The organism is Erythrobacter sp., from assembly GCF_011765465.1.
Taxonomy (GTDB): domain Bacteria; phylum Pseudomonadota; class Alphaproteobacteria; order Sphingomonadales; family Sphingomonadaceae; genus Erythrobacter.
The window spans coordinates 1,182,248-1,208,169 of sequence record NZ_CP050265.1 but is presented as its reverse complement, the minus strand read 5'-3'; the positions used below and the strand labels follow the sequence as shown (position 1 = coordinate 1,208,169).

Here is a 25,922-nt window from a genome sequence, read left to right as displayed (position 1 = left end):
TATGGCCGAGCCGGCCGACAAACCGCCCCGGGGCGGGGACAACCGCCCCGCGCTCGCGCTGCACGTGCCTGAGCCGAAATCGCGTCCCGGCGACCCGGTCGATTTCTCCGACCTTGATATCGGCGAACCGGGCAAGCAGCCGCGCCCGGACGAGGGCGCGCATCCTTCCGAGATGACCGATCTTGCCTATGGCCTGGTGCGAGTGCTGGGCGAAGACAACAAGGCGCACGGGCCGTGGGATCCGAAGCTCGATCCCGACACCTTGCGCACCATGTTGCGGCATATGGCGATGACGCGTGCTTTCGACGAGCGGATGTTCCGCGGCCAGCGGCAGGGCAAAACCAGCTTCTACATGAAGTGCACGGGCGAGGAGGCGACCAGCATCGCGACCTCGATGGCGCTCGCGAGCGACGACATGGTGTTCCCGTCCTACCGCCAGCAGGGTGTCCTCATCGCGCGCGGCTATCCCCTTATCGAGATGATCAACCAGATCTACTCGAACAAGGGCGACAAGCTGAAGGGCCGCCAGCTGCCGATCATGTATTCGAGCCGCGAGCACTCCTTCTTCAGCATCTCGGGCAACCTTGCGACCCAGACCCCGCAGGCGGTCGGCTGGGCGATGGCCAGCGCGATTCGCGGCGACAGCCGGATCGCGGCGACCTGGGTGGGCGAAGGTTCGACCGCGGAAGGCGATTTCCACAGCGCGTGCACATTCGCGACGGTCTATAATGCACCGGTTATCCTCAACGTCATCAACAACCAGTGGGCGATCTCGAGCTTTTCCGGTTTCGCCGGGGCGGAGCGCACGACCTTCGCCGCGCGCGCGCTGGGCTATGGCCTTGCGGGCCTGAGAGTCGACGGGAACGATGCGCTCGCCTGCTATGCGAGCCAGCTGTGGGCGGCGAACCGCGCACGGGCGAACAAGGGGCCGACCCTGATCGAATATTTCACCTATCGCGCGGAAGGCCATTCCACTTCCGATGACCCCTCCGGCTATCGCAGCGCGCAGGAACGCGAGGAATGGCCGCTGGGCGATCCCGTCAAGCGCTTGAAGGACCACCTCATCGAGATCGGCGAGTGGGACGAGGAGCGCCACGCCGCAATGGACAGGGAATGCGCGGAAGAAGTCAAGGAGACCACCAAAGAGGCCGAGAAGAACGGCATCCTCGGTCACGGCCTCCACCAGCCCTTCCGCACCATGTTCGAGGACGTGTTCGAGGAACTGCCTTGGCATCTCAAGGAACAGGCCGAACAGGCGACCCGTGAACGCATCAAGAAATTCGGCGAAAAGGGGCCCAACCGATGAGCGCCGAAACGAAGGAAGCGGCGGAGGAAACCGCTGAACGCCGGATCAACATGATCGAGGCAATCAACGAGGCGCTCGACATCATGCTCGAACGCGACCCGGACGTGATCGTGATGGGCGAGGACGTCGGCTATTTCGGCGGGGTGTTCCGCTGCACCGCTGGGCTGCAGGAAAAGCACGGCAAGACGCGGGTGTTCGACACGCCGATCTCCGAATGCGGCATCATCGGCGTCGCGGTGGGGATGGGCGCCTATGGCCTTCGTCCCGTTCCCGAAATCCAGTTCGCCGACTACATCTACCCCGGCCTCGACCAGCTTATCAGCGAGGCCGCGCGGCTGCGTTATCGTTCGGCCGCCGAATACATCGCCCCGATGACGGTGCGCTCGCCTTTCGGCGGGGGGATTTTCGGCGGGCAGACCCATTCGCAGTCGCCCGAAAGCCTGTTCACCCATGTCTCGGGCCTCAAGACCGTGATCCCCTCCACGCCCTACGACGCGAAGGGCCTTCTGATCGCGGCGATCGAGGACAATGACCCGGTCATCTTCTTCGAGCCCAAGCGCATCTACAATGGGCCGTTCTCCGGTTTCTACGACCGCCCGGTCGAACCGTGGAAGAAGCACCCGCAGAGCGCGGTTCCCGAAGGTTATTACCGCATCCCGCTCGGGCAGGCGCGGCACGTGGCCGAGGGCGATGAGCTAACGATCCTCGCCTATGGCACGATGGTCCACGTGGCCGAGGCGGTGGCGAAGGAGAAGGGCGTCGATGCCGACATCCTCGACCTGCGCACCCTCGTTCCGCTCGACATCGAGGCTGTGGAAAACTCTGTGAAGAAGACGGGGAAATGCCTGATCGTCCACGAGGCGACGCGCACCTCCGGCTTTGGCGCGGAGCTGTCGGCGCTCGTCACGGAGCGGTGCTTCTACCACCTCGAAGCCCCGGTCGAGCGCGTGACCGGCTTCGACACGCCCTATCCCCACAGCCTCGAATGGGCCTATTTCCCCGGCCCCGTCCGCATCGGCGAGGCCATCGACAAGATCCTGAAGGACTGACGCAATGGCGAAGTTCACTTTCAATATGCCCGATGTGGGCGAGGGCGTCGCAGAGGCGGAGATCGTCGAATGGCACGTCAAGGTCGGCGATGACGTCGAGGAGGACCAGCACCTCGTCGACGTGATGACCGACAAGGCGACTATCGACATCGAGAGCCCCGTCGCGGGCAAGGTGCTCGAAGTGGCGGGCGAGATCGGCGACACGATCGCGGTCGGCGCGATGCTGCTGGTGATCGAGGTCGAGGGCGAGGTGCCGGACGACGTCGAGGAAGATGAAGCGGAGCCTGCTCCCGCTCCCGCTCCCGCTCCCGCTCCCGCTCCCGCTCCCGCCCCCGAACCGGAGCCTGAACCCGAACCCGAACCCGCTCCCGAACCGGAGCCCAAGCCTTCCGCTGCTCCCGCGCCTGCGCCGACGCCGTCTCGCGAACCGGTGACATCGCGCAAGGTCCTCGCCAGCCCTGCCGTGCGCAAGCGGGCGAAAGATCTCGGTATCGACCTTTCCGAAGTGAAACCGGCCGAAGACGGGCGTGTGCGCCACGGCGATCTCGACCAGTTTCTCGCGTATAATTCGGGCGGCGGTTTCTCCCCGGCGGGCACGGCCCGTGCCGACGAGGAGATCAAGGTCATCGGCCTGCGCAAGCGGATCGCGCAGAACATGGCCGCGGCCAAGCGCAACATCCCGCATTTCACCTATGTCGAGGAATGCGACGTCACCGCGCTCGAGAAAATGCGCGCAGATCTCAACGCCAATCGCGGCAGCCGGCCCAAGCTGACCTTGCTGCCGCTGCTCATCACCGCCTTCTGCAAGGTGATTCCGCAATACCCGATGATCAATGCGCGCTACGACGACGAGGCGGGTGTTGTGACGCGCCATGGATCGGTTCACATGGGAATGGCGACACAGACCGATAATGGCCTGATGGTCCCCGTCATCCGCGACGCGCAGGCGCGCAACCTGTGGCAACTCGCCAGCGAGATCGCGCGTCTCGCCGATGCGGCGCGAAGCGGCAAAGCGACATCGGAGGAGCTTTCGGGCTCGACCGTCACCGTGACATCGCTCGGTCCACTTGGCGGCGTTGCGACCACGCCGGTCATCAATCGCCCCGAAGTCGCGATCATAGGCCCCAACCGCATCGTCGAGCGTCCCATGTTCGTCCCCGACGATCAGGGCGGCGAAAGAATCGCAAAGCGCAAGCTCATGAATATCTCGATTTCATGCGATCACCGGGTGGTCGACGGATATGATGCGGCGAGCTTCATCCAGGAGGTCAAACGCCTTGTCGAAACCCCGGTCCTGCTGCTCCGGGACTGAGGCGAAAAAAAGCGCCTGGCCCTTGCCGGAGAGCGTTGACAGCCTTCCGCGCCGGGCCTAATGGCGCTGCTCCTCCACCGGCAGCGGATCTGCCGCGGGGCGGAAACAACCCAATGCGCGGGTGTAGCTCAGTTGGTTAGAGCGCCGGCCTGTCACGCCGGAGGTCGCGGGTTCGAGTCCCGTCACTCGCGCCACTTTCCCCATCATCGGTGAAGTCGGCGCGGTCCCCAGCGGGGTCAGCGCGTTTCGTCGTCGGGGTCGGGCAACGGCTCCGGCGCGCCCCAGCGACCGGTTTCCATCCAGATCAGGAATCGCTTCAAGGGCAGCAACCAGATCACCCCCAGCAAGAGGTAGGCGATGGTCTGCGCCCAACCGGGCCAACCGCCGATCAGGTCGGGCGCATAGCGCGCAATCGCGATGGCATAGACCATGATCGCAAGGAAAAGGGTGATGATCCCGAAGGGGATCCGCCAGGTCGGGGTCTCGCGCATGGGGTTGCTCATCGTCTCGACATCATCGCTTCAGGGTCGGTAGATCCGGGTCGGCGTCACGACCGCATCCAGCCGGTGGTCATGCGGCTCCAGCGGCAGGGCCGAGGCCGGCTCGATCAGCTGCGCGTCCCATGCGAGCCCAATCGTCAGCCGCCCTGGATGTTCCGCAAGCCAGCGGTCGTAATGCCCGCCGCCCTGGCCGAGCCGCTCGCAGGTCTCCGTAAAGCCCACCAGCGGCACGAACAGCACGTCGGGGACCAGTTCCTCGGGCTCGCCGGCGGGCTGGAGCAGGCCGAAAGGGCCGGGCGCGAGGTCGCTCGCGCCGAACGGGTCGGTGTGCGCGCGAAACGTCATTGCCGCATCGCGCGCGCCAAAGTGGGGCAGGGCGACGACGTGCCCCTGCTCTGCGAAAAAGCCTGCATAAGCGCTGGCCGGGGCCTCGTAGCGGCTCGCATGGTAAAGGCCGATCACGGCACCGGGCTCGATCATAGCGACGATGGGCGCGGGCGGACGGTGGAACAGGAGCGCGCGAATGCGATCGGGCTGCGCCTCGACATGAACCCGGCGCAGGGCCCTGAGTTGTTCGCGAAGTTCGGACTTGTTCGACACGGCGAAGACTTGCCCGCTCCTAATAACAATGAATGGGCGCGATGAACGGCCCAAAGGGCCGCAAGGGCGACCGCCCGCCCGCAGCGACGCGCCCTTCAGGGCGCGTTAGCGAGGAAACCAAAACCAACTGCGCCCTCAAGCAGCGAAGCGGTAGGGCAACGATAACCGACCACGCCCTCAAGCAGCGAAGCGGTAGGGCAACAAAGAACGTGACGGAACCACCATGGGTCGTTGCCGGGAAATCCTCTGACGCCTCAACGTCAGGTGGGCGCCGTATACCCGAGCCCCCCGGACGAACCGGTGGACCCAGGCAGGGACAGCTCCCTAGGATTGCTTATAGCCTCAGGGATATTCGATCGGCTCGTGCCGGGCAGTCCCGCCGAGGGCGTATCTAGGCTCCGGCGGTGTCCGCTTCAAGAGAATCCGCAGGCGGCCCGGCGAACCTGTCGGCGGCCTGTTCGAGACGCTCGGCCAGTGTTTCGAGAAGTGCGGCGACGCGGTCCGCCTCGTCCGATGCGGGCGTTCCGAACAGGTCGTGCTGGTGGTTTGCCGCCTCGCGCAGCGTGGCGAGTTCGGCCTTGAGCTCTCGGATCTCGGCACGTGCGCGCGCCTCGGACCTGCGCAGGGTTTCGATCTCCGCCTCAAGCGCCTCGCGCGTGCCGCCGATACGCTCCTGCTGATGTTCAGCCTTGGCTGCCTTCTCGCGCGCCTCGGCCAGTTCGTCGGCCATGAACAGCGCGGCGAACAGCATATTCTGCGCCTCCAACGGCCCGCGTGCCGCGCCGAGAGCGGCGTACTTCTCTGCCACGATCGCGCCGAGGCGTTCTACCGCCGCCTCCTCGCCCGGCGCGCAGGCGACCTGGTAACTGCGCGGGCCGATGGTGAGAGTGACGGTGCTCATCGCGCCCTCGCGCGGCGGCGGGTCACGGCTCGATCTCCGCGATCAGCGCATCAAGATCGCGCAGCGTCTCGGCGACTTCCTCGCGCAGCTTTTCGTGTCTGTCGACGAGCGCGAGGACGCGCGGGGAGTTCTCCATTTCCGGTTCGCCCGACCTGCCCGGAGGGCGTGCGCTCTCCAGCCGCGTCAACGCGGCCTCGATGCGCGCGATCGCCTGTTCCATCCGGGCCGTCGCCATGGACTTGCGAGGTAGCAAGAAAGGCGAAGGCGCGCAAAGCCTTGGGGGCGGCTGTTGATAAGTCTTCGCGGGGCCGGCCGCGAGCCGTTGGTCCGACATCGCTCCGGTCGCTCGTACAGGGCCGTTCGCAGGCGGGCGCATCCCGCGCGCTTGACCTTGCAGGAAGGCTCGGCAATGGCAGCGCGCGATCACGAGAGGGGATCGAATCGCCCGGCCCGGCATGGTTCGGGGCGGGCGACAAGGGCGAAGGGCTCGCCTGAGTATCCCCACCCAGCGGAGCCATCAGGAGGCACATCCCGCGATGACGAAAGACACTGCCAGGCTCCAACGCATGGCGAACGCCATTCGCGCGCTTTCGATGGACGCGGTGCAGGCCGCCAATTCGGGCCATCCCGGGATGCCGATGGGCATGGCCGATGTCGCCACCGTCCTGTTCGACTCCCACGTCAAGTTCGACCCCGCCCGGCCCGACTGGCCCGACCGCGACCGCTTCGTGCTGTCGGCAGGCCACGGCTCGATGCTGATCTACTCGCTGCTCCATTTGACCGGCTATGCCCGCCCGACGATGGAGGACATCCGCAATTTCCGCCAGCTCGGCAGCCCCTGCGCCGGGCATCCGGAGAATTTCCTGCTTGAAGGCGTCGAGTGCACCACCGGCCCGCTTGGCCAGGGGCTTGCGATGGCGGTCGGCATGGCGATCGCCGAGCGGCATCTGAATGCAGTGTTCGGCGATGACCTCGTCGACCATCGGACTTGGGCGATCGCGGGCGACGGCTGCCTGATGGAAGGCATCAACCACGAAGCGATCGGTCTTGCCGGACACCTGCACCTCGGCAAACTGATCGTCCTGTGGGACGACAACCGGATCACCATTGACGGTGCGACCGACCTTTCGACCTCGGAGGACATCAAGGCGCGCTACAAGGCGACGGGCTGGCACGTCACCGAATGCGACGGCCACGATTTTGCCGACATCGAACGCGCGATCGGTGAAGCGAAGGAGGCGAACCGGCCCTCGCTCGTCGCCTGCCGCACGGTGATCGGCAAGGGGTCGCCGGGCAAGCAGGGCACGGCGGCGACCCACGGTGCGCCGCTGGGGGTCGAAGAAGTCGCGGCCACTCGCGAAACGCTGGGCTGGGAATACGAGCCCTTCGTCATCCCCGATGATGTCCTCGAAGACTGGGGATCGACCGCAGAGCGGGGTCGGACCGAGCTCGGCGACTGGGAGCTTCGCCTCCACGAGAGCGCGCACAAGGCCGAGTTTGAACGCCGCATGGCGGGCGAGCTCCCGGAGACCGACTCGCTCGGCCAGCACATTGCCAAGCTCATCGCCGATCCGCAGGGCGTAGCCACCCGCAAGGCGAGCGAAATGGCGCTCGCCGCGCTCAATCCGGCCGTCCCCGAAATGATCGGCGGCAGTGCGGACTTGACCGGTTCGAACAACACCAAGGCAGGCGACATCAAGCCTTTCACCGCCGACGATTATTCGGGCCGTTATATCTATTACGGCATCCGCGAATTCGGCATGGCCGCGGCGATGAACGGCATGGCCCTGCATGGCGGCGTCATCCCCTACGGCGGAACCTTCCTCGTCTTCACTGACTATGCACGCGGCGCGATCCGACTGTCGGCGCTCCAGCAGGCGCGGGTGGTCTACGTCATGACCCATGACAGCATCGGGCTGGGTGAGGACGGACCGACCCACCAGCCGATCGAACATCTCGCGTCTTTGCGGGCTATCCCGAACCTGCTCGTCATGCGCCCGGCCGATGCGGTCGAGACGGCGGAGTGCTGGCAGGTCGCGCTTGAACAGAAGGGGCGACCCACGGTGCTCGCCCTTTCGCGTCAGGGCCTGCGCCAACTGCGGCTCGAGGCGCGCGAGGACAACCCCTGCGCGCGCGGCGGCTACCGGGTGCGCGAAGCGACGAATTTCCGCAAGGTGGTGATCCTCGCGAGTGGCTCGGAAGTCGCGCTTGCGATGGATGCGGCCGATGCGCTCGAGGCCGACGGGCTCGGGGTCGACGTCGTCTCGATGGTCTCGACCGAACTCTTCGATGAGCAGTCCGACGAATACCGCGCAGAGATCCTTCCCGACGACGCGCTGATCGTCAGCCTCGAGGCGGGGAGCACCTTCGGGTGGGAGCGCTACACCTCGAACCGCGCCTTTCCGCGCGGGCTCGCCATCGGGCTCGATCGCTTCGGCGCCTCCGCCCCGGCCAAGGACCTGTTCGAGCATTTCGGTTTCACAGCCGAAAGGGTCGCCTCCAGAATCAAAGACAAACTGAACGGATAAGCAGGAGTTTCAAGGATATGGCGACGAAAGTTGCGATCAACGGTTTTGGCCGCATCGGGCGGCTCGTGGCGCGCGCGATCCTCGAGCGGACCGATCACGACCTCGATCTCGTCTCGATCAACGATCTTGCCGATGCGAAGTCGAATGCGCTTCTCTTCGCCCATGACAGCGTCCATGGGCGCTTCGACGGCGAGGTGAGTTCGGACGACACTTCGATCACCGTCAACGGCAAGCGCATCGCCGTCACTGCCGAGCGCGATCCGGGCAAGCTGCCGCACGGCGACATGGGCGTCGACATCGTGCTCGAATGCACCGGCTTCTTCCAGTCGGACGAGGCAAGCCGCCCGCACATCGCCGCCGGCGCTAAAAAGGTCCTGATCTCGGCCCCGGCAAGCGGCGTCTCCAAGACCATCGTGTTCGGCGTCAACCACGAAAGCCTGACGGCCGAGGACGACATCGTCTCGAACGCGAGCTGCACCACCAACTGCCTCGCGCCTGTAGCCAAGGTGCTCAACGACACCGTCGGCATCACTCGCGGTTTCATGACGACGATCCATTCCTACACCAACGACCAGCGGATGCTCGACCAGATCCACAAGGACCTGCGCCGCGCCCGCGCGGGTGCTGCGAACATGATCCCGACCACCACCGGCGCTGCGCGTGCGGTGGGGCTCGTCCTGCCGGAACTCAACGGCAAGCTCGACGGATCGAGCGTTCGCGTGCCGACGCCCAATGTCAGCCTCGTCGACCTCGTTTTCGTGCCGGGCCGCGACACGACGAAGGAAGAGCTGAACGAAGCGCTCAAGGCAGCGGCCGAGGGTGCCATGAAGGGCGTGCTCGACTACACGGACCAACCGCTCGTCTCCTCGGACTTCAACCACTACCCGGCAAGCTCGACCGTCGACAGCCTTGAAACCAGCGTGATGGAAGGCAAGCTCGCCCGCGTGGTCAGCTGGTACGACAACGAATGGGGCTTCTCCAACCGCATGATCGACACCGCCGGGGTGATGGCGAAGTTCCTCTGATCCAGCCCGGGGAGGGGTGAACATGAGCAATTTCAGGACGCTTGGTGACCTCGCCGACGATCTCACCGGTCAGGTTGCGCTGGTCCGGGTCGATCTCAACCTGCCGATGAAGGAAGGTTCGGCGAGCGACGTGACGCGCGTCGAGGCGGTGAAGCCCACGATCCTCGAACTCGCGGGGCGCGGGGCCAAGGTCCTGCTGCTTGCCCATTTCGGCCGACCCAAGGGCCAGCGCCACTCGACCATGTCGACCAGTTATGTCGTCGGCGATGTCGAGAAAGTCCTGGACAGGGAAATCATGTTCATCCCCGAGGTCATGGGGCCTGTGGTCGAGCAATCGGTCGGCATCCTGCGCGCAGGCGATATCGGCCTGCTCGAAAACACCCGCTTCTGGCCGGGCGAGGAAGCGAACGACGCGGATTTCGCCAAGGGTATCGCGGCCCACGGCGATTTCTACGTCAACGATGCCTTCTCGGTCTCGCACCGCGCCCACGCGTCGACCGAGGGGATCGCGCATCACCTCCCGGCCTATGCGGGGCGCTCGATGGAGGCGGAACTCAAGGCGCTGGATGCAGCCCTCGGCAATCCCGAAACGCCGGTCGCCGCGATCGTTGGGGGAGCCAAGGTTTCGACCAAGCTCGCCGTGCTTGAACATCTCGTCGGCCGCGTACAGCACCTCATCATCGGCGGCGGCATGGCGAACACCTTTCTCGCCGCGCGCGGGGTCGATGTCGGCAAGTCGCTGTGCGAGCATGACCTGACTGATACCGCCTCGCGCATCATGGACGAGGCGGACCACGCGGGTTGCACCGTCCACCTGCCTTATGACGTCGTCGTGGCCGAGGAATTCGCGCCCAACCCGCCTTCGATGCGCACCTGCAACGTCCACGAGGTCGCGGCGGACGAGATGATCCTCGATCTCGGACCGCAAGCGACCGAAGCGCTCGCCGACGTGCTCAAGACCTGCCGCACGGTCGTCTGGAACGGACCGCTCGGCGCGTTCGAGACCGAGCCTTTCGACACCGCCACGATGAGCCTCGCGCGCACGGCGGCGGCGCTGACGCAGGAGGGTTCGCTCACCAGCGTCGCAGGCGGGGGCGATACGGTCGCGGCGCTGGCCCAGGCCGGGGTGACCCAGGATTTCACCTATATTTCAACCGCTGGCGGCGCCTTCCTCGAATGGATGGAGGGCAAACAGTTGCCCGGCGTCGCGGCGCTTGCCGCCTGAGGGGCGGTCCCGAATGGCCGATGTCACGCCCGAATTCGAGGCCCGCGAACTTGCGCTGATGCGCGCCTGGATGGAGGCCGACCGGGCTGCTCTCAAGCGCCACGTTGCGGGCGAATGCGTCATGCTGTTCGGCACTGCCCCCCGGTCCTGCTCGACCGGGCGAGCTTTCTCGCGGCGGCTTCGCGAGGCCTTGCGCTGACCGGCTTTCGCCTGCGCGAAGTGACCGGGCGCAGCCACGGCGGCGGCGTATGGTTCACCGCCCATGCCGAGATGGAAATCGCGGTCGGCCGGGACACGTGGAGCGGGGGCTTCCTGCTCACCGACCTGTGGCGAAAATCAGGGCTCCGGCGGCGCTGGAAGCTGGCCGAGCGAAGCCTCGCGCCGGTCGAGGCCAACGAGGCCCTGTCGCACGCGATCCGCGCGCTGCAGTTGTGGCGCTGACGACGTAGGGAGACATATGAGCGAGAGCGAAGGATACGGCGCGCCCGTCGTGGAGACCGAAGGCGAATTCGCGGGCTGGTCTTGCTGGAAGACCGACCCTTACGAAGCGCGTTCCGGCCCGTTCTACATGAAGCGCGAGGAAAGCGGCGAGCACGTCTGCGCCTTTCGCGCGGCCGAGCGCCACATGAACGCGAGCGGTTCGATGCACGGCGGGTGCCTGCTCACCTTCGCCGATTTCGCGCTTTTCGCGATCGCCACCGACGAACTGCAAGGCGACAATGCGGTGACGATCAACCTTTCGGGCGATTTCCTCGGCGCGGTCGCGCCCGGCGCGTTGGTCGAGGCGCGCGGCGAGGTGACGCGCGGCGGGGGCAAGACGATCTTCGTGCGCGGGCTTGTCACCGGCGACGGCAGGCCCGCGCTGTCCTTCACCGGGATCATTCGGCGGCTCGCCGCGCGCTGACGTCTGCGCCATTGCAGGGCGGCGGAGGGCTGGCTAAGGCGCTTGCGCAGACGACATCACGGCCAATCGAGGGGGCTTCGGACCAGCCATGAACACCAAGGAAATGACCGACCGTATCGCCAATGGCAAAGGCTTCATCGCCGCGCTCGACCAGTCTGGCGGCTCCACGCCCAAGGCGCTGCGCGGCTATGGGGTCGACGACAGCGAATGGTCGGGCGAGGACGAAATGTTCGCCGCTATCCACGCGATGCGCGCGCGCGTCATCACCGCGCCGTGCTTCGGCGAGGGCAAGGTCTTGGGTGCGATCCTGTTCGAAAAGACGATGGACGGCGAGGTTGACGGCAAGCCGACCGGCGATGCCCTGAAGGCGCGCGGGATCGTCCCCTTCATCAAGGTCGACCAGGGCCTTGCCGACGAGGAGGACGGCGTTCAGCTCATGAAGCCGCTCGACAAGCTTCCCGCGCTGCTCGAGAAATCGGTCGCCAAGGGGATGTTCGGGACCAAGATGCGTTCGGTCATCAAGTCGGCCAACCCGAAGGGCATCGCCGCTGTCGTCGCTCAGCAGTTCGAGGTCGCCGGGCAGATCCTCGATGCCGGGCTCATGCCGATCATCGAGCCCGAATACGACATCCATGCCGCGGACCGCGAGGCGGGCGAGGATATCCTGCTGGCCGAGATCACGAAGAACCTCGATGCCCTGCCCGAAGGCCGCCAGGTGATGCTCAAGCTCTCGATACCCGCCAAGGCGGGGCTCTACGCCGGGCTCATCAGCCATCCCAAGGTGCTGCGCGTCGTCGCGCTGTCGGGCGGCTATTCTACCGACGAGGCGTGCGAGCACCTTGCGAAGAACCCCGGCATGATCGCGAGCTTCAGCCGCGGCCTGCTGCAGGATCTCAGGAAGGACCAGTCGGACGCCGAGTTCAATAAGGCGTTGTCGGACGCGATCGAGAAGATCGCCGCTGCTAGCGCCTGAGGCTCTCGGCCGCGCGGTCATGAGCGATACGCAGCTTTACCTCATATCCCCGCTCGAGGTCGGCGGGGCCTTCCCCGACCGGCTCGAGCGGGCGCTCGATGCGGGCGAAGGGCTCGTGACCGCGTTCCAGTTCCGGGTGAAGGGGATCGACCAGCATGAGGCCGCCCGGCTTGCCGCGCCGCTCATGGAAATCTGCGCCGCGCGCGAGGTCGCCTTCATCGTCAATGACAGCATCGCGCTGGCGAAAAGGCTGAAGGCGGACGGGGTCCATCTCGGGCAGGGCGACGGCTCGCCGAAGGAAGCGCGCGAGGCATTGGGGCGCGAGGCGCAGATCGGCGTCACCTGCCACGCGTCGAAGCACCTCGCGATGGAAGCGGGGGAGGCGGGGGCGGACTACGTCGCCTTCGGGGCGTTCTACCCTTCCGCGACCAAGGACAAGGGCCCGGATGCCGAGCGGCCCGAGCCCGAACTTCTGTCATGGTGGGCACGCCTGTTCGAAATCCCCTGCGTCGCAATCGGCGGTATCACGCCGGAAAACTGCCGGCCCCTCGCCGAAGCGGGAGCGGATTTTCTTGCCGTCTCGGGCGGGGTCTGGAACGGGGATGAGGTCAAGGCCGTCGAAGCTTTCCGCGAGGCGCTCACGCGCTGAGGTGCTCGACGAGGATTTTCGCGCCGATCGCGATCAGCGCGATGCCTCCCGCGATTTCCGCCGCCTTGCCGTATCGCGCCGAAGCCTTCGTGCCCAGCCAGTAGGCGGGGACCGAAAGCGCGGCCGTGACGCCCGCGATCACGAGGCACGAGACGAGCACCGGCGGGTCGAACAGCGGCAGGGTGAGCCCCGCCGCGCCCGCATCCAGGCTGGTGGCGAGGGCTGCCAGAGCCAGGCCCGCATAATGCGAGCGCATGGGCGAAGCGACGTCAGGCTCGTCGTCCGAAAGAGCTTCGCGGATCATGCGTAGGCCGAGAAAGCCGAGCACCGCAAAGGCGATCCAGTGGTCGAAAGGTTCAATCCATTCGGCGAAGGCAAGGCCCAATGCCCACACCCCGAGCGGCATGATACCCTGCGCGATGCCGAAAGCCGCGCCGATCTCGACCGCCCGCGCCGGGCTGTGTTTCCCGGCCGCACCACGCACCAGGGCGACCGCGACGGCGTCCATTGCGAGGCCGATGGCGAGGATAAGGACGGCGAACATGATCCGCCCCTATCCTTTCCCGGGGCGGCAGGGGAAGGGCAATCGGCCTCAGACGCAGCCAAAGGTCAGCACCGTGCGGTTGTCGCCGGTCGGCGTCACGGTTCGCAGGCGGGCATCGCGGTTGCGGTCGCCGCAGTAATCTCTCGCTTCCTTGCGGGCTGCGCTCTGGTTCTGGTCCTTCACGCGCAGCGCGATGCTGTAATCGTCGGCCGAAAGCACCCGCGGGTTTGCGGTGGTGCACCCGGCGATCAGGGGAAGGGCTAGCGAGGCGGCGATGAAAGTGCGTGCAAGAATGGGAAATTCTCCTGTTTTTCGTTGGTTACACAGGTGAACGAAGAGGTTCCGGGGCTTGTTCCGAAGGCCCGCGCGTGACGCGAGTGGCCTAACGGGCTAGACTTGCCGGCATGAAGTTTCTCGACCGCCTGACCACGATCCTCGTCACGGCCACGCTGACCTCGGTCCTGTGGATCGTCTTCGGCGGCACGGTGATCGAATTGGCGGAGAATCGGCGGGGCGACGACTCGCTTCGCCCGGCCGAGGCCGCGCCGAGCCCGCAGGCGGCGGACACGTCAGAGCAGGCAGGCGCCGGCGACGATGAAGTGCCCGTTCCTTCGCTCGATCCGCCCGAGCCCACGGCCGGGGCCGACCCGAGTGAGGCCCGCTCCGATCCCGCAACCCTGCGCATTCCCGTGATGAACGTCGCGGCGAGCGAGCTTTCCGACACCTTCGCCGACCGGCGCGGCGAAAACAGCGTGCGCCTCCACGAAGCGATTGACATCATGGCTCCCGAAGGCACCAGCGTCGTCGCCGCCGCGCCCGGAACGGTGGCGAAGCTCCATCGCTCGAAAGCGGGGGGCAATGCGATCTATGTCCGCTCCCCCGACAGGCGGCGGATCTATTACTATGCTCACCTCGCCGAATATGCCGAGGGCCTGCGCGAAGGCCAGCGCATACGGGCGGGGCAGAGGCTCGGTACGGTGGGGTCGAGCGGGAACGCCTCGCCCCAAGCCCCGCATCTGCATTTCGCGATCCTCGAGACAACCGAGGATGCGGCGTGGTGGGAGCCGGCCAATGCGATCAATCCCTATCCGCTGCTCGTCGCGGGACGGGAGGAATGACGGTCAGTCGGGCGCGCCGACGCGGGTGCAGGTGAGCCGCCCGGTGCTGCCGTCGTCGTGCAGCACCAGCAGTGTGTTGCGCCCGACCTGCTCGTAACGCTCGCCCTTTTTGGGGCCGCGCGTGAAAGTCAGGATGCGCCCGCGCAGGATATAGGTTCCGCGTCCGGCCGCGCTGTCATAGCTGGAGGAGGGGCCGACGGTGAAATCGGCTTCCGGGACGCTCCGCCATGCCGCGCCCGCCGCATCCCCCGGAAGGGCGCAGCGCCAGGTACCGTGTTCGAGCGTGCGCAGCATCCCGCCGGTATCGCGCTGCGCCTCGGGCCCTGCCGGCTCCTGTGCGCTCGCCGAAACGCGCCCTGCCGATAACGTTCCGGCCGACATCGGGCTGGCCGCGGCTATTCCGGCGGCGAGCAGGGTGAGGCAAAGGATGGTGCGAGCTTTCATGGCGATCCCCGTGGCGTTTCGCCCGGTTAGCAGGCGCAGCGCGTGCCCGCTATCGCCTTAACCATGAATGCGCGCTGCACCGCGCCGGGGCGGATGGCGCGCCGAGGTGGGGGCGGGGCGCGCTGCGCTTGCCCCGGCGGGCGTGCTCGGCTATTGGCTCGCCAATCTTCCGGGCCGAGCGCGGCCACCGGGGCCGGTCGGTCCCGCGCGCACGCCCTTCGCGTATCTCATCGTTCCATCCACCCTCCTCAAGGAAGGCAGACAGCCCTCATGAAGATCAGCGGCGTCGATATTCGCCCCGGCAATATCCTCGAATACGAAGGCGGCATCTGGAAAGTCGCCAAGATTCAGCACACCCAGCCGGGCAAGGGCGGGGCCTATATGCAGGTCGAGATGAAGAACCTGCAGGACGGTCGCAAGACCAACGTGCGCTTCCGCAGCGCCGACACGGTCGAGCGCGTTCGGCTCGACACGCGCGACTACCAGTTCCTCTACGAGGATGGTGACATGCTGGTCTTCATGGACCAGAACACCTACGAACAGATCAACCTGCCTTCGGACCTGCTTGGCGATGCCCGCCCGTTCCTTCAGGACGGGATGCAGGTGAGCCTGGAATTGTGGGAGGAAAAGCCCATCAGTGTCCAGCTGCCGAGCCAGATCGAAGCCGAGATCGTCGAAGCCGACGCGGTGGTGAAGGGGCAGACCGCCTCTTCGAGCTACAAGCCCGCCGTGCTCGACAACGGCGTTCGGATCATGGTCCCCCCGCATATCGAAGCGGGCACGCGGATCGTGGTCGACGTGTACGAACAGACTTATGTCGGAAAGGCCAGTTAACTCTTTGACCCATAAATTCATCAAAGCTTTCGCTCCCGCTCTCGCACTCGCCGCCTGCGCCGCGTCGCCTGCCTTCGCGCAGGACGCGGCCGCGCCCGCCGATACTCCGGAGACGCGCCAGCACGCGGTCGAGAACATGACCTTGCTGATGAGCGCGCTGAATTCCGAAGCGGTCGAGGCAGAGGTCAAGAACGTGTTGATGGGCTGCATCTACAACAATTCGATGCGCCAGATTACCGTCGCGATGGACAATGCGATTGCCGCCAATCCCGAGCAGTTCGACCGCACCGACAGCGGCGTGATGCTCGGCGTGATGGCGGGTATCTGCGGCTATCAGGCGCAGCCCGGTGGTGCGGCGAGCGAAGCGCCCGCGCAGCCGCGCTAAGGCCCGGCTGGCGCGCCCTTACGGAAGAGAACATGGCGACATTTTCAGGTCTTGTCCGCGTGATGGAACGCGCTGCGCGCAAGGCGGGCGGGCGTTTGCGGCGCGATTTCGGGGAGGTCGAACACCTCCAGGTCAGCCGCAAGGGGCCGGCCGATTTCGTGTCAAAGGCCGATATGCGCGCCGAGCGCACGCTTTACGACGAACTCAGTGCGGCGCGTCCGGGCTGGGGTTTCGTCATGGAGGAAGCGGGCACCATCGAGGGCGACGAAGGCAAGCCGCGCTGGATTGTCGATCCGCTCGACGGGACCAGCAACTTCCTCCACGGCATCCCGCATTTCGCGATCTCGATCGCGGTGCAGGAGCCGCGCCTCGACGGGAAGGGGTGGGGCGATGTCACCGCCGCGCTGGTTTATCACCCGATCGAGGATGCGACCTACTGGGCCGAAAAGAGCCGAGGCGCGTGGCTTCATGACGGGCGGCTGCGCGTGTCCTCGCGCTCGCGCCTGTCGGATGCGCTGGTCGCCACCGGCATCCCCTTCCAGGGACACGGCGACTTTTCCGAATGGAGCCGCATCTTCGGCGCGATTGGGCCTGAGGTCGCCGGAATCCGTCGCTTTGGCGTCGCGTCGCTCGACATGGCCTATGTCGCGCAAGGGCGCTTCGACGGGTTTTGGGAAAGCGATCTGCAAGACTGGGACACGGCGGCGGGCTGCCTGCTGGTGCGCGAGGCCGGGGGTTTCGTGACCGATTATCGCGGACGTTCCGCGCCGATCCATTCGAAGCAGGTGCTCGCGGCGAACGATGCGCTGCATTCCAAGCTGCACAAGCTGCTGGCGAATTCCTTGAAGTGACGCCGGCTTGGCGGTAACGGCCTTTGCCTTGCCCGAGCGAGACGGGCCCCTGTGGCGGAATCGGTAGACGCGAGCGACTCAAAATCGCTTTTCTTCGGAAGTGCCCGTTCGAGTCGGGCCAGGGGCACCAAAACCCCCAGGAAGGGGGTTTTGGTTTCTTTTGTCCGCACGCAATCCGGCGAGCGATTTCCTCGGCCCTGGCGGGCCTGCGGGCGCCCGGTCGGGCTTGCGGCGCTTCGCGCTGATGAATCTAGTATTATGGGTTGCCCGCTCAGCCCACGAAGATCGACTTGGCGTTGGCGAATTCCTTGACGCCGAAGCCGCCGTGTTCGCGGCCATAGCCTGAACTTTTCACTCCGCCGAAGGGCATGGTGGGATCTGCCACGCCGAAGGTGTTCACGAACACCATGCCGGTGTCGAAATGCTGCTCGGCGAGCTTGATCGCGCGCTCCTCGTCCTTCGAGAAAATGCCACCGCCAAGGCCATAGCGGCTGTCATTGGCGAGCCGCATCGCGTCCTCATCGTTCGCGGCGCGTATGACGCTTGCCACGGGACCGAACAATTCGTCATCGTAGGCGGGCGGGCCCGGCTCGACATCGGCGAGCACGCTGGGCGGGTAATACCAGCCATTGCCCTCGGGGATTTCGCAGCCCGTTACGACGCGCGCGCCCTTGTCGATGCTTTCCTCGACCTGGCCGTGAAGTTTCTCGCGCAGGTCCTCGCGCGCCATCGGGCCGATGCCGGTGTCCTCGTCGAAGGGATCGCCGGGCTTTGCGGCTTCCATCGCGGCGACGAATTTCTCCATGAATTCGTCGTAGACCGCCTCGGTTACGATGAATCGCTTGGCGTTGATGCAGGTCTCACCGTTGTTGTAGAGCCGCCCGGACGCGCAGGTCTTGGCCGCGAGATCCACATCTGCATCCGCCAGCACGATATAGGCGTCGTTCGACCCCAGCTCGAGCACGGTCTTCTTGTTGAACTTGCCCGCCTGCTCGGCGACTATGCTGCCCGCGCCGTCGCTTCCGGTCAGCGTCACACCGCGCACCTTGTCATGCGCGATGATCGTATCCGACACGTCATGGTCGATCACGAGCACGGTGAACAGGTCGTTGGGCAGGCCCGCTTCTTCGAAGATTTCCTTCAGCATCAGCCCCGACCCGGTGCAGTTTTCGGCGTGTTTCAGCAGCACGCCGTTGCCCGTCATCAGGTTGGCAATGGCATAGCGGATCACCTGGTAGGCGGGGAAGTTCCAGGGCTGGATGCCGTAGATCACCCCGATCGGCGCATAGGCGATAATCCCGCGCGAGGCGTTGGCCGGGTCGCGCTCTTCGCTGGCGAGTTCGCGCGGGCCGGTTTCGGCGGTGTAGTCGCAGATCGCGGCGCACAGCTCGACCTCGTCGCGGCTGTCGCCGATCAGCTTGCCGACCTCGCGGCTCATCAGCTCGGCGAGTTCCTCCTTGCGTTCGCGCAGGCGCCTGCCGATCGCGCGCAGGACACCCGCGCGGTGTTCGAGCGTGGTGTGCCGCCACTGGTCGAATGCCTCATGGCAGCGATCGACGGCGGCCTTCGCCGCACCTTCGCCCATCCGTTCGTAGCGTTGCAGTTCATTGCCGGTGGCGGGGTCGATGGTGATGGCGGGGTCGGTCATGGATGCTCCGGAGCTATTGGATTGCGGGGTGTTGCCAGGCATCAACGGACGCGGCTTTGGGCCCGTTCCACTTCCCGGCGCGCTGCAATTTCGCTTGATCTTGCCCGCGCCGTTTGAAACACCGCGAGGTTCGAAGAGGGGTCCGATGTTATCGCTTCCATCATATCACGCCATGGCGGCGATGGCGGTCACGGTCGCGATGTTCGTCGCCTTCGCACGCGGAAGGCTCTCGGTCGAGATCGTCAGCCTGATGACCATCGCCGTGATCGCCGTGGGCCTCTATTTCTTCCCGCTTGAGGGAGGCCGCCCGACCGACGGGTTCGAACTCGCCTTCGGGGGGTTCGGCCACTACGCCCTCATCACCATCTGCGCGCTGATGATCATGGGGCGGGGACTGGTCGTAACCGGGGCGCTCGAACCGGCGGCGCGGTTTCTCGAAGGCGTGTTCCGCTTCAATCTGCAGGTCGGCCTGCTGGTGTCGCTGATGATCGCCTTACTGCTGTCGATGGCGGTCAACGACACGCCGGTGCTCGTTTTGCTGCTGCCGATCTTCGTAGCACTCGCGGCCAAGGGCGCGATGCCCGCCTCCAAGACGCTCATTCCGCTCAACGCCGCGGTGCTGATCGGCGGGATGGCGACGACCATCGGGACTTCGACCAACATCCTCGTCACCTCGATCGCGATGGATCTGGGCCTGCCGGAGATGGGCGTGTTCCATTTCACGCCGATCGTGCTGATTTCGGCGCTCATCGCGATTCCCTATCTCTGGCTCGTCATGCCGCGCCTGCTCGGCGACAACAGCGCCGAACCCGATGCGACGCGCCGGATGTTTCACACGCGCCTGCGCGTCGGGGTGGACAGCGTGTTGTCCGGCTCGGAGCTGTCCGCGATCAGGGACAAGCTGCCCGGCAACATCACCTTCCATGACCAGCCCACCGGCACGCTCCAGCCGCAGCAGCGCCTGCACATTTCCGGCACGCACGAGGCGCTGGAAGAGGCGACGCGCGTGCTCAAGGGCGAGCTTGCACCCAGCTGGGTTCTCGACCGCATCCGCCGCACGAGCAGGGCCGAAGGCAAGGACATCGTCGCGGTCGAGATGACGGTGACGGCGGATTCGCGTCTTATCACCCGCACCCTGCCGTCTTCGGGGATCGCCGATCTCTACTCGGTCGCCGTGCTCGGCATCCATCGCCCCCAGCGATTCGGGGTCGGGGAGAAGGACCGGTATTCCGAAGGCGGCGACCTGCGCATCCGCGAAGGCGACGTGCTGCTCGTCATGGGTCTGGAGGAGGACCTGCAGAACTTCGCCCGCAACGACAGCCTGCTGATGCTCGAAGGCGCGCGCGAATTGCCGCGCCGTTCGAAGGCGGTGCTGGCGGGCGCGATCATGGGGGCCGCCATCGCGCTCGCCTCGATCGGCATTCCGTGGATCGGCGAGGGCGGCTTCTTCATGCTCAAGCTGCCGATCGCGATCTCGGCGCTGATGGGGGCGATCGCGATGTTCGTGACCGGTTGCGTCAAGTTCGATCGGGTCGGCCGTGCGCTTTCGGCCAAGGTGATCGTGCTGGTCGCGGCCAGCATCGCGATCGGGCGGATCATTCTGGAAAGCGGGGCTGCGCAGTGGCTGGGTGAGACGCTGTCGATCGGTCTCGCCTTCCTTCCGCCTGCCTTGGTGCTGGCCGCCATCATGGTCTTCGTCACCTTGCTCACCAATTTCGCCTCGAACGCGACCGCCGCGACTGTCGGAACCCCCATCGCCTTCAGCATCGCGAACCAATTGGGCCTGCCGCCCGAGCCGTTGGTGCTCGCCGTGCTGTTCGGGTGCAACTTGTGCTACGCGACGCCCATCGCCTACCAGACCAATATGCTGATCATGGCCGAGGGCTCCTACGAGTTTGCCGATTACATCCGCACCGGCGTCCCGCTGGTGGCGCTGATGGTGACGACGCTCTCGATCCTGCTGGTGATCTTCTACGGCCTCGGGTGAGGGGGACGGCTTTCCTCGCCGTGCGCAGAGTGTAAGATCGTGCCGACGATCCGGCACAAGGCCGGTGGAACACACGGGGAGACAGGACGATGATGAAGCACCTGATGGCCGGCGCCGCGCTGGCGTTTGCGATGGCGGTTCCGGCCAAGGCGGATGAACTGCGTGACGCGGTCGAGGAGGATATGCCGGGCCTCGTCGAGCTCTACCGCGACCTCCACGCCAATCCCGAGCTCTCCTTCCAGGAATTCGAGACCGCGAAAAAGCTCGCCGCCCGCGCCCGCGGACTCGGCTTCGAAGTGACCGAGGGCGTCGGCAAGACCGGCGTGGTTGCGGTGATGAAGAACGGCGAGGGGCCGACCGTCATGCTGCGCGCCGACATGGACGCGCTGCCCGTGACCGAGCAGACCGGACTGCCCTATGCTTCCAAGGCGCGCGGCACACCTGCGAGCGGGGTGGAAAGCGGCATCATGCACGCCTGCGGCCACGACACGCACATGGCCGCCTGGGTCGGCACGGCGCAGCTCATGGCCGAGCGGCGCGATGAATGGTCGGGCACGCTGGTGATGATCCTCCAGCCGGCCGAAGAGCTGGGCCTCGGCGCGCTTGCGATGCTGGAGGACGGGTTGTTCGAGCGCTTTCCCAAGCCCGACTACGTGCTCGGCTTTCACGACGCGGCGCAGGCGCCCGCGGGCATGATCGGTTATTCGCCGGGCTATGCGCTTGCGAACGTGGACAGCGTCGACATCACGGTAAAGGGCGTCGGCGGGCACGGCGCCTATCCGCACACGACCAAGGATCCCATCGTCGTTGCCGCGAACATCGTCACGCGGCTCCAGACGCTGGTGAGCCGGGAGACGAACCCGCTCGATTCGGCCGTGGTGACGGTCGGCAGCTTCCTTGCCGGCACGAAACACAACATCATCCCCGACACCGCGAAGCTGCAGCTGACCGTGCGTTCCTACAGCGATGAATCGCGTGCGCACCTGCTCGACGGCATCCGCCGCATTGCGAAGGCCGAAGCGCTCGCAGCGGGCCTGCCCGAGGAACTGCTGCCCGTGGTCGAGGTCGAGGAACCCTACACGCCGTCCACCTACAACACGCCCGAATTCACCGAGGCGGTGATGGCCAAGCTCAAGGATCGCTTCCCCGAACGCGTGTTCCAGGTGCCGAGTGTCATGGGAGGCGAGGATTTCGGCCAGTTCCACCGCGCGGATCCGGACAATATCGAATCGCTGATCTTCTGGGTCGGCGGGGTTCCGATGGAGCGATACGAGGCGGCCCAGCGCGGCGAGGTCGAGCTTGTCAGCCTGCACTCGCCTTTCTGGGCGCCCGACGCGCCGGCCGTGATCGCGACCGCGACCGAGGCGCTGACTGCGGCGACGCTGGACCTGATGGCGAAGAAGGGCGGGTAGGGCTGCCCCGCTTCCGGTCCCGACCGCCGGGGCCCCACCACCCCCAACCCTCTCCTCCGGGGGAGGAGGGGGCTTGAAAGAAAAGTAACGGCCGCCGGGCGCAGGGCTGACCCTGCATCCGACGGCCGTCTTCTCCTCCCCAGGAGAACCGGTGAAGGGGCGTGCGCCTACTCGGTCGAAGGCACGTAGGTGCCGAGGCGGTGGTGCAGCGCGTTGATCTTGGCGAGTTCCTCGCGGTCTTCGGTGGTGCGCGCGTGGCTTTCGAGAGCGCGGCGCAGCAGCTTCATGTCCGCGGTCGAAAGCAGCGCGCGGGCGCGGCCCGGCTCGCTTTTCGGGGCGTCGGTATTGGTGGTGTCGCTCATCGGATGTCTCCCTGTCCGGCATCGGGCGCATGGGCGGATGCGCCGTTCATGCGGACACTCATGCAGCTTGAGGCGGCATCCCGCAAGGCCGGTTGCAAACGGCTCACGGGATGCCGGGACCGGATCAGGCGGCCTCGAACTGGTTCATGGTGTTGTCCTTGCCCGCCGCCTTGAGAGCGGCTTCGCCGGCGAAGTATTCCTTGTGATCGTCGCCGATGTCGGAGCCCGCCATGTTCTGGTGCTTCACGCAGGCGATCCCTTCGCGGATTTCCTTGCGCTGCACGTTCTTGACGTAGCCGAGCATGGCCTCCTCGCCGAAATATTCGCGCGCGAGGTTGTCGGTCGACAGCGCCGCGGTGTGATAGGTCGGAAGCGTGATGAGGTGGTGGAAGATGCCCGCCCGCTTCGCCGCATCGGCCTGGAAGCTCTTGATCTTCGCATCGGCCTCGGCGGCGAGTTCGCTGTCGTCGTAATCGACACTCATCAGCTTCGCGCGGTCATAGGCGGAGACGTCCTTGCCCGCTTCTTCCCACGCATCGAACACCTGCTGGCGGAAGTTCAGCGTCCAGTTGAACGAGGGCGAGTTGTTGTAGACGAGCTTCGCGTTCGGAACCGTTTCGCGGATCTTGTCGACCATGCCGGCGATCTGTTCGACATGGGGCTTTTCGGTTTCGATCCACAGCAGGTCGGCGCCGTTCTGGAGCGAGGTGATGCAATCGAGCACGACCCGGTCCACGCCAGTGCCGGGGCGGAACTGATAGAGGTTCGACGGCAGCCGCTTGGGCGCCATCAGCTTGCCGTCACGGCTGATGAAGACCTGGCCGTTGGTGATGTTCGCCGGATCGACTTCCTCGGCGTCGAGGAAGCTGTTGTACTGGTCGCCGAGGTCGCCCGGCTCCTTCGAATAGGCGATCTGCTTCGTCAGGCCGGCGCCGAGCGAATCGGTGCGCGCGACGATGATGCCGTCATCCACGCCGAGCTCGAGGAAGGCGTGGCGGCAGGCGCGGATCTTGGCGATGAAGTCCTCGTGCGGGACCGTCACTTTGCCGTCCTGGTGGCCGCATTGCTTCTCGTCCGACACCTGGTTCTCGATCTGCAGCGCGCAGGCGCCCGCCTCGATCATCTTCTTGGCGAGGAGATAGGTGGCTTCCGCATTGCCGAAGCCCGCATCGATGTCGGCTATGATCGGAACGACATGGGTTTCGTAGTTGTCGACGCTCTTCTGGATTTCGCGGGCCTTGACCTCGTCACCGGCCTCGCGCGCTTCGTCGAGAGCGCGGAACATCATGCCGAGTTCGCGCGCGTCGGCCTGCTTGAGGAAGGTGTAGAGTTCGCCGATCAGACCCGGAACGGCGGTCTTTTCGTGCATCGACTGGTCGGGCAGGGGGCCAAATTCGCTGCGCAGCGCGGCGACCATCCAGCCCGAGAGGTAGAGGTAGCGGCGCTTGGTCGAACCGAAGTGCTTCTTGATGGAGATCATCTTCTGCTGGCCGATGAAGCCGTGCCAGCAGCCGAGCGACTGCGTGTACTGCGTCGGGTCGGCGTCGTAGGCATCCATGTCCTCGCGCATGATTTTCGCGGTGTACTTGGCGATGTCGAGCCCGGTGCGGAAGCGGTTCTGGATGACCATGCGCGCCGCGCTTTCGGGGTCGATCCCGCTCCAGTTGCCGTTGGCGCTGACGAGGCCCTGCATATGGGCGATGGTGTCCTGATAAGTCATGGCTCGTGAATCTCCTTCGCGTCCTGGGGAGTGGATGAGCCGCGTGTGGCGCGCTGCGGTGCAGCAAGACAGGAAAAATTACAGAATATCTTGTCTGTATGGGGTGATCTGGCGGAAGAATCGTGTAAGAATGTAAAGGTATTTACAAAACGAAGCCGTCTGGAAAACGATCATGTCTGAAAGTGCCCTTCTTGCCGGACCCTCGCTGCGCCGCCTGCGAAAGCGTGAGGGCATGACCCAGGCCGCGATGGCCGCCGCGCTTGGTATCTCGCCGTCCTACCTCAACCTCATCGAAAGGAACCAGCGCCCGCTTTCCGCGCGCGTGCTGGTGCAGGTGATCGAACGCTTCGATTTCGACCCGCGCTCCCTGCGCGAGGACGAGGCGATCGGCGGGATCGACGGCCTCGCCCGGCGGCTCGCGGACAAGCGTTTCGCCGATCTCGGTATCGATCGCGAGGAGGTGCAGGAATTCCTTGCCGCCGCCCCCCAGGCCGCCGCCGCCTTCGCCCGGCTTTACGACAATGCGGGCGAGGCGGGTGCGCGGATAGAGGACCCGGAAGGCGACGCGCGCGAGGCGATCGAGCGCTGGCAGAACCACTTTCCCGACCTTGACCACGCGGCCGAGGATCTCGCCGATGAATTGCGCCTCTCGCGCGGGGACATGGCCGCCGCGCTCGGGGAGCGGCTGCGCGAGCAGCACCGCCTTTCGGTCCGCATCCTGCCGGCAGAGGTCATGCCCGGCATGGTTCAGCGCCTCGACCTCCATGCGCGGCAGTTGCAGCTCTCCGAAATGCTGCCGGGCGCCGCGCGGCGGTTCCAGATCGCGCGGCAGGTCGGCGCGCTCGAACAGCGCGACAGGATCGAGGAACTGGTCGCAGGAGCGCGCCTTTCGAGCGAGGAGGCGCGCGCGGCCTTTCGCAACCACGTGCTCGATTACCTCGCCGCTGCACTCCTGATGCCCTATCGCCGCTTCCTGCGTGCCTGCGAGCAGACCGGTTATGACCTCGCCGTGCTCCAGCGGCGCTTCGCGGTGAGTTTCGACCAGCTCGCCCAGCGCCTGACCACGCTCCAGCGGGTGAGCGAGCGGGGCCTGCCGTTCTTCAGTGCGCGGTTCGGTCGCACGGGCCGTATGCTCGGCTTCACTGCGGGGGCAAGCGGCGCGCATTATCCGCTCGCAGGGGCGCGCTGGCCCGCGTGGGTTCCTTATGCCGCTTTCGAGAGCCGCGGGCAGATGCTGACTCAGACGGTCACTTTCGGCGAGGGCGAGGCCGCTCCGCGCCACTGGTTCACCATCGCCCGCACGGTCGAAGTCGATGGCGCGGCCTGCTCCGCCCGCCGCGCGATCGTGCTGGGGGTCGAGGCGCGCTTCGCCGGGGAGCTGGCGCAGGCGCGCGGCATTTCGCTTGCCCCGGAGGATGCGGTGCCATTGGGCATCGGCTGCCCCCGCTGCGGCCGGGCCGACTGCCTCACTCCCGCGACCCCGCGCCTTGCCAGCGCGCAGCACCTCTAGGCACGGTGTCTCGGTCACGCCTCGTTAACCGCCGACTTCGCCCATTCCCAAGGGCTTGCGCGGCGAGTGTAAGGTTTACCGACACTTAAGCACTCGCCGCTAGAGGGGAGGGGTGCACAACCCCTTAGCCCGAGG

At 65.9% G+C, this 25,922-nt stretch carries 28 protein-coding genes and 2 tRNA genes; 20 read left to right on the top strand and 10 right to left on the bottom strand.

The window, feature by feature from the left end; translation table 11 throughout:
• Position 1: 1 nt before the first annotated feature.
• The 4 genes from G9473_RS05835 (at position 2) to G9473_RS05820 (ending at position 3,861) form a co-directional block, all read left to right on the top strand.
• The gene (locus tag G9473_RS05835; protein WP_291137123.1) at positions 2-1,306 is read left to right on the top strand and encodes a thiamine pyrophosphate-dependent enzyme; all 1,305 of its coding nucleotides are present in this window, start codon (positions 2-4) and stop codon (positions 1,304-1,306) included.
• A complete protein-coding gene (locus G9473_RS05830) occupies positions 1,303-2,355 on the top strand; it encodes an alpha-ketoacid dehydrogenase subunit beta (protein WP_291137120.1) in 1,053 nt (350 codons plus the stop codon). The genes G9473_RS05835 and G9473_RS05830 overlap by 4 nt, the downstream gene beginning before the upstream one ends.
• A 4-nt stretch (positions 2,356-2,359) precedes the next feature.
• A complete protein-coding gene (locus tag G9473_RS05825) occupies positions 2,360-3,667 on the top strand; it encodes a dihydrolipoamide acetyltransferase family protein (RefSeq protein ID WP_291137117.1) in 1,308 nt (435 codons plus the stop codon).
• Positions 3,668-3,784: 117 nt separating this feature from the next.
• Positions 3,785-3,861: transfer RNA gene (locus G9473_RS05820), tRNA-Asp, on the top strand.
• A 42-nt stretch (positions 3,862-3,903) separates the two neighbouring features.
• On the opposite strand, the gene G9473_RS05815 is transcribed toward G9473_RS05820, so the two are convergent.
• From G9473_RS05815 to G9473_RS05800, 4 genes are all read right to left on the bottom strand, one after another.
• Complete coding sequence (locus G9473_RS05815) at positions 3,904-4,170, bottom strand: DUF2842 domain-containing protein (RefSeq protein ID WP_367159639.1); 267 nt, start codon at positions 4,168-4,170, stop codon at positions 3,904-3,906.
• 18 nt (positions 4,171-4,188) lie between these two features.
• Positions 4,189-4,767: a 5-formyltetrahydrofolate cyclo-ligase gene (locus G9473_RS05810; RefSeq protein ID WP_291137114.1), complete on the bottom strand. Its 579-nt coding sequence runs from the start codon at positions 4,765-4,767 to the stop codon at positions 4,189-4,191.
• A 391-nt stretch (positions 4,768-5,158) separates the two neighbouring features.
• Positions 5,159-5,668 carry a cell division protein ZapA gene (locus tag G9473_RS05805; RefSeq protein WP_291137111.1) on the bottom strand — a complete coding sequence of 170 codons (510 nt, stop codon included), beginning with the start codon at positions 5,666-5,668 and terminating at the stop codon, positions 5,159-5,161.
• 22 nt (positions 5,669-5,690) lie between these two features.
• Complete coding sequence (locus tag G9473_RS05800; RefSeq protein WP_291137109.1) at positions 5,691-5,903, bottom strand: hypothetical protein; 213 nt, start codon at positions 5,901-5,903, stop codon at positions 5,691-5,693.
• 301 nt (positions 5,904-6,204) lie between these two features.
• Between G9473_RS05800 and tkt the strand changes: the two genes are divergently transcribed.
• The 8 genes from tkt to thiE all read left to right on the top strand — a co-directional run bounded on the left by tkt (position 6,205) and on the right by thiE (position 12,972).
• Positions 6,205-8,196: a transketolase gene (tkt, locus tag G9473_RS05795; protein ID WP_291137106.1), complete on the top strand. Its 1,992-nt coding sequence runs from the start codon at positions 6,205-6,207 to the stop codon at positions 8,194-8,196.
• A gap of 17 nt (positions 8,197-8,213) precedes the next feature.
• Positions 8,214-9,221: a type I glyceraldehyde-3-phosphate dehydrogenase gene (gene gap, locus G9473_RS05790; RefSeq protein WP_291137103.1), complete on the top strand. Its 1,008-nt coding sequence runs from the start codon at positions 8,214-8,216 to the stop codon at positions 9,219-9,221.
• A 22-nt stretch (positions 9,222-9,243) separates the two neighbouring features.
• The gene (gene pgk / locus G9473_RS05785; protein ID WP_291137100.1) at positions 9,244-10,446 is read left to right on the top strand and encodes a phosphoglycerate kinase; all 1,203 of its coding nucleotides are present in this window, start codon (positions 9,244-9,246) and stop codon (positions 10,444-10,446) included.
• Positions 10,447-10,459: 13 nt separating this feature from the next.
• On the top strand, positions 10,460-10,645 hold the full coding sequence (locus G9473_RS05780; protein ID WP_291137097.1) for a hypothetical protein: 186 nt from the start codon (positions 10,460-10,462) through the stop codon (positions 10,643-10,645).
• Between the two features lie 20 nt (positions 10,646-10,665).
• Entirely contained in the window at positions 10,666-10,887 is a 222-nt protein-coding gene (locus G9473_RS05775; RefSeq protein ID WP_291137094.1) for a hypothetical protein, read from the top strand.
• A 16-nt stretch (positions 10,888-10,903) separates the two neighbouring features.
• A complete protein-coding gene (locus G9473_RS05770; protein WP_291137091.1) occupies positions 10,904-11,350 on the top strand; it encodes a PaaI family thioesterase in 447 nt (148 codons plus the stop codon).
• Between the two features lie 88 nt (positions 11,351-11,438).
• Complete coding sequence (locus G9473_RS05765; RefSeq protein ID WP_291137089.1) at positions 11,439-12,323, top strand: fructose bisphosphate aldolase; 885 nt, start codon at positions 11,439-11,441, stop codon at positions 12,321-12,323.
• Positions 12,324-12,342: 19 nt separating this feature from the next.
• Positions 12,343-12,972: a thiamine phosphate synthase gene (gene thiE, locus G9473_RS05760; protein ID WP_291137085.1), complete on the top strand. Its 630-nt coding sequence runs from the start codon at positions 12,343-12,345 to the stop codon at positions 12,970-12,972.
• Here the strand turns inward: thiE and G9473_RS05755 are convergent.
• Complete coding sequence (locus G9473_RS05755) at positions 12,962-13,516, bottom strand: manganese efflux pump (RefSeq protein ID WP_291137082.1); 555 nt, start codon at positions 13,514-13,516, stop codon at positions 12,962-12,964. The genes thiE and G9473_RS05755 overlap by 11 nt on opposite strands.
• A gap of 48 nt (positions 13,517-13,564) precedes the next feature.
• Positions 13,565-13,735 carry a hypothetical protein gene (locus G9473_RS05750; protein WP_291137079.1) on the bottom strand — a complete coding sequence of 57 codons (171 nt, stop codon included), beginning with the start codon at positions 13,733-13,735 and terminating at the stop codon, positions 13,565-13,567.
• A 185-nt stretch (positions 13,736-13,920) separates the two neighbouring features.
• Here G9473_RS05750 and G9473_RS05745 point away from each other — a divergent pair, with 185 nt between their 5' ends.
• A complete protein-coding gene (locus G9473_RS05745; protein WP_291137076.1) occupies positions 13,921-14,634 on the top strand; it encodes a M23 family metallopeptidase in 714 nt (237 codons plus the stop codon).
• Positions 14,635-14,637: 3 nt separating this feature from the next.
• Here the strand turns inward: G9473_RS05745 and G9473_RS05740 are convergent, their stop codons facing one another.
• On the bottom strand, positions 14,638-15,078 hold the full coding sequence (locus G9473_RS05740) for an elongation factor P (RefSeq protein WP_291137074.1): 441 nt from the start codon (positions 15,076-15,078) through the stop codon (positions 14,638-14,640).
• 270 nt (positions 15,079-15,348) lie between these two features.
• On the opposite strand from G9473_RS05740, the gene efp reads away from it, so the two are divergent.
• The 4 genes from efp to G9473_RS05720 all read left to right on the top strand — a co-directional run bounded on the left by efp (position 15,349) and on the right by G9473_RS05720 (position 17,278).
• A complete protein-coding gene (gene efp / locus G9473_RS05735; protein ID WP_291137072.1) occupies positions 15,349-15,912 on the top strand; it encodes an elongation factor P in 564 nt (187 codons plus the stop codon).
• A gap of 4 nt (positions 15,913-15,916) precedes the next feature.
• Complete coding sequence (locus G9473_RS05730; protein ID WP_291137069.1) at positions 15,917-16,297, top strand: hypothetical protein; 381 nt, start codon at positions 15,917-15,919, stop codon at positions 16,295-16,297.
• Between the two features lie 32 nt (positions 16,298-16,329).
• Positions 16,330-17,148: an inositol monophosphatase family protein gene (locus G9473_RS05725; RefSeq protein WP_291137066.1), complete on the top strand. Its 819-nt coding sequence runs from the start codon at positions 16,330-16,332 to the stop codon at positions 17,146-17,148.
• 45 nt (positions 17,149-17,193) lie between these two features.
• Positions 17,194-17,278 (top strand) — tRNA-Leu (locus G9473_RS05720).
• Between the two features lie 141 nt (positions 17,279-17,419).
• Here the strand turns inward: G9473_RS05720 and G9473_RS05715 are convergent.
• Positions 17,420-18,796: an NAD-dependent succinate-semialdehyde dehydrogenase gene (locus G9473_RS05715; RefSeq protein WP_291137063.1), complete on the bottom strand. Its 1,377-nt coding sequence runs from the start codon at positions 18,794-18,796 to the stop codon at positions 17,420-17,422.
• Between the two features lie 145 nt (positions 18,797-18,941).
• Between G9473_RS05715 and G9473_RS05710 the strand changes: the two genes are divergently transcribed.
• Positions 18,942-20,783, top strand: a complete 1,842-nt coding sequence (locus G9473_RS05710; protein ID WP_291137060.1) for an SLC13 family permease — start codon at positions 18,942-18,944, stop codon at positions 20,781-20,783.
• 92 nt (positions 20,784-20,875) lie between these two features.
• Positions 20,876-22,195 (top strand): amidohydrolase, encoded by a 1,320-nt coding sequence (locus G9473_RS05705; RefSeq protein WP_291138277.1) that lies wholly within the window; start codon positions 20,876-20,878, stop codon positions 22,193-22,195.
• A gap of 167 nt (positions 22,196-22,362) precedes the next feature.
• Here G9473_RS05705 and G9473_RS05700 read toward each other — a convergent pair whose 3' ends face one another.
• Together G9473_RS05700 and G9473_RS05695 are read right to left on the bottom strand one after the other, a co-directional pair.
• A complete protein-coding gene (locus G9473_RS05700) occupies positions 22,363-22,557 on the bottom strand; it encodes a hypothetical protein (RefSeq protein WP_291137057.1) in 195 nt (64 codons plus the stop codon).
• A 124-nt stretch (positions 22,558-22,681) separates the two neighbouring features.
• Positions 22,682-24,277 carry an isocitrate lyase gene (locus G9473_RS05695; protein ID WP_291137054.1) on the bottom strand — a complete coding sequence of 532 codons (1,596 nt, stop codon included), beginning with the start codon at positions 24,275-24,277 and terminating at the stop codon, positions 22,682-22,684.
• Between the two features lie 172 nt (positions 24,278-24,449).
• On the opposite strand from G9473_RS05695, the gene G9473_RS05690 reads away from it, so the two are divergent.
• Positions 24,450-25,787: a short-chain fatty acyl-CoA regulator family protein gene (locus tag G9473_RS05690; RefSeq protein ID WP_291137051.1), complete on the top strand. Its 1,338-nt coding sequence runs from the start codon at positions 24,450-24,452 to the stop codon at positions 25,785-25,787.
• Positions 25,788-25,922: the final 135 nt, after the last annotated feature.

Bases quoted from the DNA above. Each gene is read 5' to 3' on its own strand.
- G9473_RS05835 (WP_291137123.1), top strand. From the start codon at position 2: ATGGCCGAGCCGGCCGACAAACCGCCCCGGGGCGGGGACAACCGCCCC.
- G9473_RS05830 (WP_291137120.1), top strand. From the start codon at position 1,303: ATGAGCGCCGAAACGAAGGAAGCGGCGGAGGAAACCGCTGAACGCCGG.
- G9473_RS05825 (WP_291137117.1), top strand. From the start codon at position 2,360: ATGGCGAAGTTCACTTTCAATATGCCCGATGTGGGCGAGGGCGTCGCA.
- G9473_RS05815 (WP_367159639.1), bottom strand. From the start codon at position 4,170: ATGAGCAACCCCATGCGCGAGACCCCGACCTGGCGGATCCCCTTCGGG.
- G9473_RS05805 (WP_291137111.1), bottom strand. From the start codon at position 5,668: ATGAGCACCGTCACTCTCACCATCGGCCCGCGCAGTTACCAGGTCGCC.
- G9473_RS05800 (WP_291137109.1), bottom strand. From the start codon at position 5,903: ATGGCGACGGCCCGGATGGAACAGGCGATCGCGCGCATCGAGGCCGCG.
- tkt (WP_291137106.1), top strand. From the start codon at position 6,205: ATGACGAAAGACACTGCCAGGCTCCAACGCATGGCGAACGCCATTCGC.
- gap (WP_291137103.1), top strand. From the start codon at position 8,214: ATGGCGACGAAAGTTGCGATCAACGGTTTTGGCCGCATCGGGCGGCTC.
- pgk (WP_291137100.1), top strand. From the start codon at position 9,244: ATGAGCAATTTCAGGACGCTTGGTGACCTCGCCGACGATCTCACCGGT.
- G9473_RS05780 (WP_291137097.1), top strand. From the start codon at position 10,460: ATGGCCGATGTCACGCCCGAATTCGAGGCCCGCGAACTTGCGCTGATG.
- G9473_RS05770 (WP_291137091.1), top strand. From the start codon at position 10,904: ATGAGCGAGAGCGAAGGATACGGCGCGCCCGTCGTGGAGACCGAAGGC.
- G9473_RS05765 (WP_291137089.1), top strand. From the start codon at position 11,439: ATGAACACCAAGGAAATGACCGACCGTATCGCCAATGGCAAAGGCTTC.
- thiE (WP_291137085.1), top strand. From the start codon at position 12,343: ATGAGCGATACGCAGCTTTACCTCATATCCCCGCTCGAGGTCGGCGGG.
- G9473_RS05755 (WP_291137082.1), bottom strand. From the start codon at position 13,516: ATGTTCGCCGTCCTTATCCTCGCCATCGGCCTCGCAATGGACGCCGTC.
- G9473_RS05745 (WP_291137076.1), top strand. From the start codon at position 13,921: ATGAAGTTTCTCGACCGCCTGACCACGATCCTCGTCACGGCCACGCTG.
- G9473_RS05740 (WP_291137074.1), bottom strand. From the start codon at position 15,078: ATGAAAGCTCGCACCATCCTTTGCCTCACCCTGCTCGCCGCCGGAATA.
- efp (WP_291137072.1), top strand. From the start codon at position 15,349: ATGAAGATCAGCGGCGTCGATATTCGCCCCGGCAATATCCTCGAATAC.
- G9473_RS05725 (WP_291137066.1), top strand. From the start codon at position 16,330: ATGGCGACATTTTCAGGTCTTGTCCGCGTGATGGAACGCGCTGCGCGC.
- G9473_RS05715 (WP_291137063.1), bottom strand. From the start codon at position 18,796: ATGACCGACCCCGCCATCACCATCGACCCCGCCACCGGCAATGAACTG.
- G9473_RS05710 (WP_291137060.1), top strand. From the start codon at position 18,942: ATGTTATCGCTTCCATCATATCACGCCATGGCGGCGATGGCGGTCACG.
- G9473_RS05705 (WP_291138277.1), top strand. From the start codon at position 20,876: ATGAAGCACCTGATGGCCGGCGCCGCGCTGGCGTTTGCGATGGCGGTT.
- G9473_RS05700 (WP_291137057.1), bottom strand. From the start codon at position 22,557: ATGAGCGACACCACCAATACCGACGCCCCGAAAAGCGAGCCGGGCCGC.
- G9473_RS05695 (WP_291137054.1), bottom strand. From the start codon at position 24,277: ATGACTTATCAGGACACCATCGCCCATATGCAGGGCCTCGTCAGCGCC.
- G9473_RS05690 (WP_291137051.1), top strand. From the start codon at position 24,450: ATGTCTGAAAGTGCCCTTCTTGCCGGACCCTCGCTGCGCCGCCTGCGA.